The organism is Streptomyces pyxinicus (assembly GCF_024753135.1).
GTDB lineage: Bacteria > Actinomycetota > Actinomycetes > Streptomycetales > Streptomycetaceae > Streptomyces > Streptomyces pyxinicus.
This window is the reverse complement of record NZ_JANUGP010000010.1, coordinates 174,498-186,337: the sequence shown is the minus strand read 5'-3', so window position 1 is coordinate 186,337 and position 11,840 is coordinate 174,498. Positions and strand designations below refer to the sequence as shown.

Here is an 11,840-nt window from a genome sequence, read left to right as displayed (position 1 = left end):
TCAGGACTGCGGTCGGCGTCCGTGGTTCGCGGCGTGCTTGCGGCGGGACTTCTTCTTGCGGCGGCGCTTCGAGGACATGGCGACCTCCTGGTACGAGTCGTGAGCGGTGACGAGTCGCGAGTGGTACGGACAACAACGTATCGCCGGATCTTCCACCCCTCCACCCGAGCCGATCGGTGCGAGGATGAGGTGACGTGCCCGGGAGAGAACGGAGGAGCCGCCATGTCCGGTGCCCCCGAGCCGATCAGCGCCGCCGCCCATCGCGCGCTGGAGCAGGAACTGGCCGATCTGCGCGACGAGCGCCGGCTCGTGTCAGGCACTCTCCGGCAGAACGGCGACGTGGGCGACGAGGCCGACCAGGCCGACGAGTTGCGGCGCGCCGACGAGCTGGACCGGCTGGACCGCCGTATCGACGTCATCACCGAACGGCTGCGCACGGCGGCACAGGCCGGCCCGGCCCGCACCGACGAGGTCGGCGTGGGCAGCACGGTCACCGTCCGCTTTCCCGACGGCTCCGAGGAGACCCTGCGGATCGGGGAGGCCGCCGAGGCCCTGGACCAGACGCTGGTGACCGCCGACAGCCCGCTCGGCCGCGCGCTGCTGGGCCGCCGCCCGGGCGACCCGGTGCGCTACGGCACACCTGACGGCGACGCCACCGTCGTCGTGGTGTCGATCGGGGCCGACGAGGGGTGAGGCGGGGGCGTCAGCCGTCGTAGCGGGCGGGCGGGTAGGCCTCCCGGCTGTCACCCGTCAGCAGTTCGCCCTGGGCCGCCTCCCTGTCGATCTCGGTCCGCACCTCCTCGTAGCGCGTCTGCGTGTCGGACCGCTCGGGGGTGATCAGCCCCGCTTCCCTACGGGCCGCACGGGTGCGCTCGTCGAGTGCCGTGTCGTCGGGCCGCAGCGGCATGCCCCGGCCGTGTCCGAAGTCCGGGTCGCCCTCGACCTGTGCGTTGGACTTGTGATGGTGCCCCATGGAGTCCTCCTTGGATGAACACCCCGGGCTGGACCCCGCCCGGGTGTGCCTCGGGACTGCCTGTGCCGGCTCGGGGTCAGGTCGCCGTCCCCGTGCTCGCGGCGTCGGCCGGGCCGACGGTGTCGTTCTTGCGTACGTGGCAGTGCAGCGAGTCGGCCTCCACGTCGGCGACGATCGTGTCGCCGGGGTCGGCCTCGCCGCTCAGCAGCAGGGTGGCGACGCGGTTGTCGAGTTCCGCCTGGATGGTGCGGCGCAGCGGCCGGGCGCCGAACTCGGGCTGGTGGCCGTGCGCCATGAGCAGCTTCTTGGCGGCCTCGGTGACCTCCAGGCGCAGTCCCTGGGCGCCCACCCGGCGCTTGCTCTGGTCGAGCAGGTGGTCCACGATCTGCCCGAGGTCGTCCTCGGTCAGGCCGTGGAAGATGATGATGTCGTCGATGCGGTTGAGGAACTCGGGCAGGAACCGCGAGCGCAGGTCCGCCATCAGCGCGTCCTTCAGTTCGGACACGTCGCCCTGGTGGTCGAGGATGCGGTGGGCGCCGATGTTGGACGTCATGATGATCACGCAGTGCCGGAAGTCGACGGTGCGGCCCTGCGCGTCGGTCAGCCGGCCGTCGTCCAGGATCTGGAGCAGGGTGTTGAAGACATCCGGGTGGGCCTTCTCCACCTCGTCGAACAGCACCACGCTGTACGGCTTCCGGCGCACCTTCTCGGTGAGCTGGCCCGCCTCCTCGTAGCCGACGTATCCGGGTGGGGCGCCGACCAGCCGGGCCACGGTGTGCTTCTCCTGGAACTCGCTCATGTCGAACCGGATCAAGCGGTCCTCCTCGCCGAACAGCAACGCGGCGAGGGTCTTGGCGAGTTCGGTCTTGCCGACGCCGGTGGGGCCGAGGAACAGGAAGGACCCGACCGGGCGGTTCGGGTCGCCCATGCCGGCGCGGTTGCGGCGCACGGCCTGCGAGACGGCGGTGACCGCCTCGTCCTGGCCGACGATCCGCGCGTGCATCTCCTCCTCCAGCCTGAGGAGTTTCTCCTTCTCGCCGGCGGTGAGCCGGGAGACCGGGATGCCGGTGCGGCGGGAGACGACGTCGGCGATGTCGGCGGCGGTGACGGAGACGACGCCCTCGCGGCGCTCCTCGATCCCGGCCAGTTCGCCCTCCACCCCGGCGATCTCCCGCTTGATGTCGGAGGCCTTCTCGAAGTCCTCGGCGGAGACGGCCTGTTCGAGTTCGCGGCGGAGTCCGGCGATCCGGTCCTCGCGGCCGACGACCTCCGTGGAGCGGCCCGCGCCGCGCAGCCGTACCCGGGCGCCCGCCTGGTCCATCACGTCGATCGCCTTGTCGGGCAGGAACCGGTCGGTGACGTACCGGTCGGACAGTTCGGCCGCGGCGGCGAGCGCGGCGTCCTCGAAGCGGACCTGGTGATGGGCCTCGTAGGCGTCGCGCAGCCCCTCCAGGATCCGCACGGTCTCCTCGACGGTCGGCTCGGGGACCATGACGGGCTGGAACCGGCGCTCCAGGGCGGCGTCCTTCTCGACGTACTTGCGGTACTCGTCGATGGTCGTGGCGCCGACGACGTGCAACTCGCCCCGCGCGAGGGCCGGTTTGAGCATGTTGCCGGCGTCCATGGCGCCCTCGCCGGTCGCGCCGGCGCCGACGACGGTGTGCAACTCGTCGATGAACAGGATGATGTCGCCCTCGGCCCGCTGGACGTCCTCGATGACCTTCTTCAGCCGCTCCTCGAACTGGCCGCGGTACTGCGCGCCGGCCACCAGGCCGGCCAGGTCGAGGACGACGACCCGCTTGCCCTTCAGGCTCTCGGGGACCTCGCCGGCCACGATGCGCTGCGCCAGCCCCTCCACGATGGCGGTCTTGCCGACGCCCGGTTCGCCGATCAGCACCGGGTTGTTCTTGGAGCGCCGGGAGAGGATCTCGACGGTCTGCTCGATCTCCTCGGACCGGCCGACCACCGGGTCCAGCCGGCCGGCCCTGGCCTCCTCGGTGAGGTCGCGGCCGAACTCGTCGAGGGTGGTGGCCGGTTGCCGTTCGGCGGCGGGCGCCTCGGGGCGGGCGCTCTGTTCGGCGATGCCCGCCATGCGCCGGGTGTCCAGGCCCTCGGCGCGCAGCAGGCGGGCGGCGCCCGTGTCGCTGTCGCCGAGCAGCGCGCCCAGGATGTGTTCGGGGCCGATGTAGGAGACGCCGGACGCCTGGGAGCGGGCGAAGGCGGCGCTCAGGGTGCGCTTGGCCGCCGGGGTGAGGCCGGGGGTGGCGGAGGGTTCGCCGGACTCGCGCGGCAGGGTCTTGGCGATCTCCGCGGCGAGCGGGTCGGGGTCCGCGCCGACCTGGGCGAGCAGCCGGCGGGACGGGTCGACCTGGGTGGCCGCCCACAGCAGGTGTTCGGTGTCGAGGTCGGAGGTGCCGTCGTCCACGGCCTTCCGCGCCGCCAGGTCGAGCAGTTCCCGGGAGGACTCGGTCAGCAGCCGGCCGATGGGCACGCGCTGCACCGCGGGCGGTGAGGAGGCCGGTGACATGCCGAAGAACCGGTTGAACAACTCGTTGAACGGGTCCGGGGAACCGAACGGGGCACCGAACGACATCGACATGACAGCTCCTGGTGCGCAAGGGGGTCCGTTCTCACTGAACCCCGGCGCGCACGGCCTCGCAAGCGGAGGCCAGGCGCCTCGGTTCGGGCCTCCGGGGCCGGCGGGAGGCGGTCGGGGAAGGTCACCGTCGGCACGTGGCGGAGACAGCCCGTGACCGGCCCGCGGACGCCGGGAACGCGGCGGTCAGTACAGCATCGGCAGGTCGCCGGGGCGTATCCGGACGGTGACCGGCAGGGTGGCGTCGGCCTCGCCGTCGGCGCCGTAGGGGACGGGACGGGCGGACTCGATGCGCAGTTCCCTGCCGCGCAGGACCCGTACCTCGGGGCGGTGTACGTGGGCGCCGGTCTTCAGCTCGTTCATCAGGGCGAAGAACAGCCGGCGGGGTGCCGCGCGGATCAGGACGACGTCGAGGAGTCCGTCGTCGACCTTCGCGCCGGGGGCGATGAGCCGGCCGGAACCGTAGTAGGGGGAGTTCGCGGCGACGACGGTGTAGCCGCGGTGGGTGTGGTCCGCGCCGTCGACGGTGAGGCGGTAGTCGGCGGCCCGCCAGGTGGTGACGGCGCGCAGGCCGCCCGCGTAGTAGGAGGCGGCGCCGCGCAGCAGCCGGGCCTGGTTGGCGTGCCGGTTGGCGAGCGCGTCGACCCCGGCGTACACGCTGCCGAGGACCACCGTGCGCTGGTGGGCGGCCGACTCCACCTCGATGGTGTCGACGGGCCGGGGCGCGGCGTCCAGCAGGACGCGGGCGAGGGCGGCGGGGTCGGCGGGCAGGCCCAGGGCGCGGGCGAAGTCGTTGCCGCGGCCGGCGGGGACGAGGCCGAGGACGGTGCCGGTGCCGCTGAGGGCGCCGCCGATGCCGCCGGCCATGCCGTCACCGCCGACGGCCAGCACGATCCGCCCGCGCTCCCCGGCCCGCCGGGCGATGTCCTGGGCGTGCGCGAGGCTGTGGCTGTACTCCGTGTCCAGCCCGGCGCCGCCCTCGCGGAGCAGCCGGGCGAGCTGGAGCAGGGTCGCCGCCCCGGTGGAGCCGCCCGCTGTGGGGTTGACGACGGCGGTGAACTGTCGCATCGGTGTGCCTCCGAGGCAGGCGGATCGGTGGGGCTGACGGGGCGGGCGGGTCAGTCGGTGGGCAGCAGGACGCCGGGGCTGAGCAGGCCGGCCGGGTCCAGGGCGCCCTTGACGGCGCGCAGCGCGGCGATGCCGAGCGGGCCCGCCTCGCGGACGTACCAGTCGCGGTGGTCGGTGCCGACGCCGTGGTGGTGGGAGATCGTACCGCCGGCCGCCAGCACCGCTTCGTTGGCCGCGTGCTTGGCGGGCTCCCAGTGGGCCACCGGGTCCTCGCCCTGGGCGCTGACGACGGTGAAGTACAGGGAGGCGCCGTTCTCGTAGACGTGGGAGATGTGGCACATCACCAGCGGCGGGGTGCCGGCCTGGGTGAGGGTGTCGGTGAGGGCGGTGCGGACGGCGCCGTACAGCTCGGGGACGCGGGACCAGAAGGCCGCGGTCTCCAGGGTCTCGGCGAAGGCGCCGACGTCGAGGAGGGCGTCGCGCAGGTAGGGCGCGTTGTAGCGGCCGTGGGCCCAGCGCTCGCCGGGTTCGGTGCCGAGGAGGGTGCCGCCGCAGTCGGTGAGGACGGCCGCCGCCCGCTCGCGGCGGTGGGCGGTGTCCTCGGGGGTGCCCTCGTAGCCGACGACGGCCGTGCAGCCGGCGTCGCCGCGGGTCAGGTCGTTGCCGATGGCGTCGGGCTGGGCGAGGCCGATCAGGGTCTCGGTCTCGTCGGACAGCCGCAGCACGGTGGGCCGGGGGCCGTCCTGGGCGAGCCTGCGCAGGGCGGTGGCGCCCGCCTCGAAGGAGGCGAACCGCCAGCCCTCGTAGACCCGGACCTCGGGGACCGGGCGGATCCGGACGGTCACGGAGGTGATGACGCCGAAGGCGCCCTCGGAGCCGAGGATCAGCTGGCGCAGGTCGGGTCCGGCGGCGGAGCGGGGGGCGCGGCCGGTCTCGACGGTGCCCTCGGGGGTGGCGAGGGTGAGGCCGAGGACCATCTCGTCGAAGCGGCCGTACCCGGCGGAGGCCTGTCCGCTGGAGCGGGCGGCGGCGAAGCCTCCGATGGTGGCCCATTCGAAGGACTGCGGGAAGTGGCCGAGGGTGAAGCCGTGTTCGGCGAGCAGCGCCTCGGCCTCGGGGGCGCGCAGGCCGGGCTGGAGGACGGCGGTGCGCGAGACGGGGTCGAGGTCGAGCAGGCCGCTCATGCGCCGCAGGTCCAGGGCGACGAACGCGGCGTGCTCGGGGGCGAGGCCGCCGACGACCGAGGTGCCGCCGCCGAAGGGCACGACGGCCAGGCCGTGGGTGGCGCAGGCGCCGAGGACGGCGAGGACCTCGTCGTGGGTCTCGGGCAGGACCACGGCCTGGGGTACGTCGGTGGTGTCGCCGGCGCGGAGGCGCAGCAGGTCCGGGGTGGACTTGCCGCGGGTGTGCCGGAGGCGGCTCTCGGCGTCGGTGCGCACGTGCTGGGCGCCGCCGACGGCCGTGGCGAGCGCCGCCAGGGCGGTGGCGTCGGCCGTGGGGGCGGGTACGGGGATGTCGCCGAGGGCGAGGGCGGGGGTGGTGCGGGGCTTGACGCCGAGCAGGTCGTGCAGCAGTGCCGTCACCGAGTCGGGCAGCGGTGTTGCCCTGGCGGGGTCGCCCCAGCCGTTCCACAGCATGTCCATTGAACGGTCGTCCTCACAGATCGGTGTGCTCGGTTGCGCGCGGCGGCTCCCGCGGCCGGGCCCGGGGACGGCGGTGGCCGGCGGTGGCCGTCCGGTTCCGTCCGGCGCCCGGGGCGTTACACTGTGACACATGACGCCTATTCGTCACAACGGTCCGGACGGCGGTGCGACCGGCGGCTCCGACAGCGATCCGGTGCTCGACGCGGTACGTGACTGCGTACTGGCCGTCGGCGTGCGCCGCACGACCCTCGCCGACGTGGCCCGCCGCGCCGGTGTCTCCCGTATGACGCTGTACCGGCGCTGGCCGGACCTGCGCACGCTGGTGGGCGATCTGATGACCCGCGAGTGGATCGACGTGGCGAGCGGCGCCATCCCGGAACCGGCTCCCGGCACCCCGACCCGCGACCGGATCGTGGACGGCCTGGTGGCCGGGATCGCGGCGTTCCGGGCGCATCCGCTCTTCCGGAAGATCGTGGACGTCGACCCGGAACTGCTGCTGCCCTATGTCCTCGACCGGCGTGGAGCGAGCCAGGTGGCGCTGCTGGCGCTGCTGGCCGACGCGCTGCGCGAGGGGCACGCGGACGGCTCCGTGCGCCCCGGGCACATCGAACGCCAGGCCCGCGCCCTGCTGTTGACCGTGCAGTCCTTCGCCCTGTCCCTGCGCACGATGACCGACGAGGACGATCCGGAGCTTGACTCCGAGGCCCTCCTCGGCGAGCTGCGCACCCTCTTGGAGAGGACCCTCACGCCATGAGCCACACCGAGGCAGCACCCGGCTCGTCCCTCAGCGCCTCCCGGCGGAGCCGGGAACTGGCCGAGGCCGCGGACGGCCGGGTGGTGGACGTCCTGGTCGTCGGGCTCGGCGCGACCGGCGCCGGGGCGGCCCTGGACGCCGCCGCCCGGGGCCTGGACGTCGTCGCGGTGGACGCCCACGACCTGGCCTTCGGCACCTCCCGCTGGAGTTCGAAGCTGATCCACGGCGGGCTGCGCTATCTGGCCTCCGCGCAGTTCGACGTGGCGCACGAGAGCGCGGTCGAGCGCGGGGTGCTGATGACCCGGACGGCTCCGCACCTGGTGTCCGCGCAGCCGTTCGTGCTGCCCCTGACCCCGTTGGTGTCCCGGGCGCAGGCCTCGCTGGCGTGGGCGGGCTTCCGGGCCGGGGACATGCTGCGGCTGGCGGCCCGGACCCCGCGTGGGGTGCTGCCGGCGCCGCGCCGGCTGTCGGCGACCGAGGCCCGGCACCTGGCGCCCGGGGTGCGGGCGGCGGGGCTGCGGGGCGGGCTGCTGTCCTGGGACGGCAAGGTCACCGACGACGCCCGGCTGGTCACCGCCCTCGCCCGGACCGCCGCCGCGCGCGGGGCGCGGGTGCTGACCCGGGTCCGGGTGCTGGAGCTGACCGGGTCCGGTGCCCGCGTCCGCGACGAACTCACCGGCGAGGAGGGCGAGATCAGGGCCCGGGCCGTGATGAACGCGGCCGGGGTGTGGGCGGGCGGCCTGGTGGACGGCATCCGCGTCCGCCCCTCGCGCGGCACCCATCTGGTGCTGCGCTCGGAGCGGCTCGGCGCCCTGCCCGCCGGTCTGCACGTCCCGATCCCCGGGGAGACCAACCGCTTCGTCCTGGTGCTGCCGCAGGGCGACGGCCGGGTCTACGTCGGCCTCACCGACGAGCCGGTGGACGGCGGCATCCCGGACGTGCCCGAAGTCCCGGAGACCGACATCGGCTTCCTGCTCGACGTGCTGGGCTCGGTCCTGGACGTGCCCGTGACCCGGGAGGAGGTCGTCGGCGCCTTCGCGGGCCTGCGCCCGCTGCTGGACGCGTCCGAGGCCGAGGTCTCCCCCGGGGCGGCGCCCCGGACCTCGGACATCTCCCGCAGGCACGCGGTGCTGACGTCCCCGGACGGGGTCACCACGGTCGTCGGCGGCAAGCTCACCACCTACCGGCGGATGGCCGAGGACGCGGTGGACGCGGCGAGTGCCGCCCGCGGCCTGCGCGCCGCCCCCTCCCCCACGGCCGCCCTCCCGCTGGTCGGCGCCGCGTCCCCGGCCCGGCTGCGCGCGCTGTCCGCTCCCCCGGACCTGGTCCGCCGCTACGGCACCGAGGCCCCGGCGGTCCTCGAACTCGCCGCACGCGACCCGCGCCTGGCCGAACCGGTGCTCCCGGGCCACCCGGTCACCCGGGCCGAACTCCGCTGGGCGGTCCGCCACGAGGGCGCCCTGGACGAGTCCGACCTCCTCGACCGCCGCACCCGCGTGGGTCTGGTCCCCGAGGACCGTGCGGAGGCCCTCGCCGCGGCCCGGGAGGCGCTGCGCGAGACGGCGTCCCTTCGCCCCTGACGGGCTCACAGCAGGCGGCGGATGTCACCCCGGACCCGGTAGAAGCCGCCCGCCGCCGGGTGCAGGGCGTCCACGACGTAGCGGGCGCCGGGCTCGCGTATCGCGCGCGGGAACTGGACGTTCCAGGAGGTGTCGTAGCCGTCGGAGATGACGTGGACGCGCATCCGGCCGCCGTCCTGGACGCACTCGACGACGATCGAGCCGGCCGGGGCGGCGCTCACCGCGGCCACCGCGGTCGCGGTGGTGGCGGGCGCGTAGGTGGGCAGGGCCGCGGCGAGCTTGACGTCACGGGCCACCGGCACCATGCCCTGCTGGGCCGCCGCGATGGCCGCCTCGCTCGCGTCCACGCACACCAGCGAGCCGTCCGTGGTCACCAGGTACAGGCGCTCGTCGTGGTACTGCATCGACAGCGCCGAGCCGCCGCCGGTGCCGAGCTTCCACAGCCGGGTGCCGTCCTCGGCGAAGCAGTACACGGAGGAGGCGGCGTCACCGGCGAACACGAACCGGCCGCCGGGCGAGGTCGCGCACGAGTACACCGAGCTGTCGCAGGCGTACGTCGCCTCGATCGCGCCGCTCGCCTTGGACAGCCGCTGCACCACGCGGTGCGCGGTGCCCGCGTACACCGCGTCGGCCTCCTGCCAGCCGAACAGCACGCCGCCCCGGGTGGGCGTGTGCCACAACTCGCCGGTGCCGTCCGGGGCATAGGCGGTGACGCCGGTGCCGTGGCCGTGGTAGACGGCCCGGTCGTCGGCGCGGACCATCCAGGCGTGCTGGCCCTGGCCCCGGCGCGACCACTGGTGCTCGTCCTCGTGGTCGATGACGGTGAGCCGGCCCTCGCGGTCCGAGACGTCGAGGACGCCCTCGTGGATGTCCAGCCAGAAGATGTCGACGTCGGCGGCGATGTCGTAGGCGGCGAACGGCAGTTTGGAGGACAGGTCGTAGACCTTGCCGTCGTCACAGCCGGCGTAGATCCAGAAGTCGTCGGCGACCAGGCACTTCACCCCGTCGGGCAGGCTGAACCTGGCCAGTACGGCGCCCTCGTGGTCCAGGGTGTAGACGTCACCGGCCTGGTTGCCCACCCAGCAGCGCTCGTCGTCCACGTGGATGCCGAAGGCCGCCGAGCCGGTGCGGAACCGCCACAGCACCGGGGCCACGGCGCGCGCGGTGGACGGCGCCGAGCTGACCTGACGGCGGGTCACCGCACGCGGGGCGCGCTGGCCCCGCACAGCCGGCGCGTATCCCTTGCGGACCTTCTCCCCCAGCTTCTTCGCGGCGGCCGCCCGCGCCTTCTCCACGGTCGGGAACGAGGTCGTCTGCAGCTGTCCGGCGGCGCCGATCCGCCCGTACCGCACGGTCACCGTCGTTCCGTCGACGGTGACCTCGTAGAACTTGTGGGCGCCATCGCCCTCCTGCGACAGCTCCAGATACGTCGTCGACCCCGCGGACGCCGTGGTCATGGCACACCCCTCCCCAGCACGGACCGGCCCCCGTTCGGGCAGGTCCCCATGCCCGAACAGTAGGGGGAGGCACTGACAACGGGTCCGGACGCCGTCAGCCGACGATCTCGGCGAACCGCCGAGTGTCGATGTTGCCGCCGGAGGCGATGACGCCCACGCGGGGCGGCAGTTCGAGCCGGCCGGCGAGGAGCGCGGCCAGACCGGTGGCACCGCTCGGTTCGAGGACGATCTTCAGACGCTCGAAGGCGAAGCGCATGGCGTCGACGATCTGCGCGTCACTCACCAGCGTGACGGCGTCGACCAGGTGCCGGTTGATGCCGAAGGTGAGCGCGCCGGGGATCTCCGCCGCCTGGCCGTCGGCGATGGTGCGCGGGACCGGCACGGTGACGCGCGCCCCGCTCTCCAGGGAGCGTTTGGTGTCGTCGCCCGCCTCCGGTTCGACGCCGACGATCCGGATGTCCGGGCGCAGCCCCTTGGCCGCGACGGCACTGCCCGCGATCAGCCCGCCACCGCCCACCGGGACGACCAGGGCGTCCAACGCGCCTGCCTCCTCCAGGAGTTCGAGAGCGGCGGTGCCCTGCCCGGCGACGACGTGCGGGTGGTCGTACGGCGGGATCAGCGCCAGGCCGCGGTCCCGGGCCAGCGCCTCGCCGAGCGCGGTGCGGTCCTGGGTGTAGCGGTCGTAGGTGACGACCTCGGCGCCGTACTCCCGGGTGGCCTCCAGCTTGGAGCGCGGGACGTCCTCCGGCATCAGGATGACGGCACGGGTGCCGAGTTCCCGCGCGGCGAGGGCGACGGCCTGGGCGTGGTTGCCGGAGGAGTAGGCGGCGATGCCCCGGGCCAGCTGCTCCGGGGTGAGCTGGGCGGCGGCGTTGTAGGCGCCGCGCGTCTTGAAGGCGCCGACGCGCTGGAAGTTCTCGCATTTGACGAACACGTGGGCGCCGACGCGCTCGTCGAGGGTGCGGGAGGTGAGGACGGGGGTGCGGTGGGCGACGCCTTTGAGGCGTTCGGCCGCCGCGCGGACGTCGTCGAGGGTCACGGGCAGGTCGGCGGCCATGGTGGCGTCCCCTTTCGAGGGTTTCACGGGTTGCACGGGTTCTCGGTCCCGCGGTGCCGGCGGGCTTGTCACTTGGCGTAGTTGTAGACCGTCGCCCGGGACACGCCGAGCAGGTCGGCGATGGTCTGGGCGGCGTCCCGCGAGTCGAAGTAGCCGTCGCGGTGCAGCTGCCGGACGAGCGCCTTCTTGTCGTCGCGGCTCAGCGAGCGGGGTGTGGCGGCGCGCCTGGCGGCCAACTCCTCGACCGTGCGGCGCAGTTCACGGGTGGTGCGGGCGCGCAGCGTCTCCAGGGGCCGGTCGGGGTCCCCGGCCTCGGTGGCGACGAGGTGCGACAGGGCCAGGGTGACGGGGGACAGCACGGAGATGTCGAGGTTGAGGCAGAGGGCCGCGACGTACTCCCCGGCCTGGTTCCTGATGCCGATGGACGTGCTCTTGGCCGGGCGGCCGTCCGGGAACCGGTTGGGGTAGTTCTGGATCACGCCGGGGTACTCGGGATCGGCGATCCGGGCGAGCCCCAGCTCGGTGGCCGCGTCACCGGTCCGCCGCCCCGACAGGTTGTTCTCGATCGCGCGGATCGCGTGCTCCGGGTCCCGCAGGTCGTGCAGCACGACCTCGCACAGCCCCGGGAACATCCGGCCGAGCGCGACGGCGATCTTCTCGGTCTCCCGGAGCAGGTGTTCGTCGGCGTCGACGGTCTCGCTCACCCTGCCCC

11 protein-coding genes are annotated in these 11,840 nt (G+C 74.1%); 3 read left to right on the top strand and 8 right to left on the bottom strand.

Annotated elements, in window-relative coordinates; genetic code table 11:
- Complete coding sequence (locus tag NX794_RS36140; RefSeq protein ID WP_467258484.1) at positions 1-78, bottom strand: 50S ribosomal protein bL37; 78 nt, start codon at positions 76-78, stop codon at positions 1-3.
- 144 nt (positions 79-222) lie between these two features.
- On the opposite strand from NX794_RS36140, the gene NX794_RS16280 reads away from it, so the two are divergent.
- Entirely contained in the window at positions 223-693 is a 471-nt protein-coding gene (locus tag NX794_RS16280; protein WP_258779259.1) for a GreA/GreB family elongation factor, read from the top strand.
- 10 nt (positions 694-703) lie between these two features.
- On the opposite strand, the gene NX794_RS16275 is transcribed toward NX794_RS16280, so the two are convergent.
- The 4 genes from NX794_RS16275 to NX794_RS16260 form a co-directional block, all read right to left on the bottom strand.
- On the bottom strand, positions 704-973 hold the full coding sequence (locus tag NX794_RS16275) for a hypothetical protein (RefSeq protein ID WP_258779301.1): 270 nt from the start codon (positions 971-973) through the stop codon (positions 704-706).
- 76 nt (positions 974-1,049) lie between these two features.
- The gene (locus tag NX794_RS16270) at positions 1,050-3,572 is read right to left on the bottom strand and encodes an ATP-dependent Clp protease ATP-binding subunit (RefSeq protein WP_258779258.1); all 2,523 of its coding nucleotides are present in this window, start codon (positions 3,570-3,572) and stop codon (positions 1,050-1,052) included.
- 183 nt (positions 3,573-3,755) lie between these two features.
- Positions 3,756-4,637: a diacylglycerol kinase family protein gene (locus NX794_RS16265; protein WP_258779257.1), complete on the bottom strand. Its 882-nt coding sequence runs from the start codon at positions 4,635-4,637 to the stop codon at positions 3,756-3,758.
- Positions 4,638-4,687: 50 nt separating this feature from the next.
- The gene (locus tag NX794_RS16260; RefSeq protein WP_258779256.1) at positions 4,688-6,280 is read right to left on the bottom strand and encodes an FAD-binding oxidoreductase; all 1,593 of its coding nucleotides are present in this window, start codon (positions 6,278-6,280) and stop codon (positions 4,688-4,690) included.
- 130 nt (positions 6,281-6,410) lie between these two features.
- On the opposite strand from NX794_RS16260, the gene NX794_RS16255 reads away from it, so the two are divergent.
- Positions 6,411-7,034 (top strand): TetR/AcrR family transcriptional regulator, encoded by a 624-nt coding sequence (locus NX794_RS16255; RefSeq protein WP_258779255.1) that lies wholly within the window; start codon positions 6,411-6,413, stop codon positions 7,032-7,034.
- The gene (locus tag NX794_RS16250; protein WP_258779254.1) at positions 7,031-8,614 is read left to right on the top strand and encodes a glycerol-3-phosphate dehydrogenase/oxidase; all 1,584 of its coding nucleotides are present in this window, start codon (positions 7,031-7,033) and stop codon (positions 8,612-8,614) included. The genes NX794_RS16255 and NX794_RS16250 overlap by 4 nt, the downstream gene beginning before the upstream one ends.
- Before the next feature lie 5 nt (positions 8,615-8,619).
- On the opposite strand, the gene NX794_RS16245 is transcribed toward NX794_RS16250, so the two are convergent.
- From NX794_RS16245 to NX794_RS16235, 3 genes are all read right to left on the bottom strand, one after another.
- Positions 8,620-10,071, bottom strand: a complete 1,452-nt coding sequence (locus tag NX794_RS16245; RefSeq protein ID WP_258779253.1) for a WGR domain-containing protein — start codon at positions 10,069-10,071, stop codon at positions 8,620-8,622.
- Between the two features lie 94 nt (positions 10,072-10,165).
- Entirely contained in the window at positions 10,166-11,128 is a 963-nt protein-coding gene (locus tag NX794_RS16240; protein WP_258779252.1) for a threo-3-hydroxy-L-aspartate ammonia-lyase, read from the bottom strand.
- 68 nt (positions 11,129-11,196) lie between these two features.
- Positions 11,197-11,832 (bottom strand): helix-turn-helix transcriptional regulator, encoded by a 636-nt coding sequence (locus tag NX794_RS16235; protein ID WP_258779251.1) that lies wholly within the window; start codon positions 11,830-11,832, stop codon positions 11,197-11,199.
- Between the last annotated feature and the right edge of the window lie 8 nt (positions 11,833-11,840).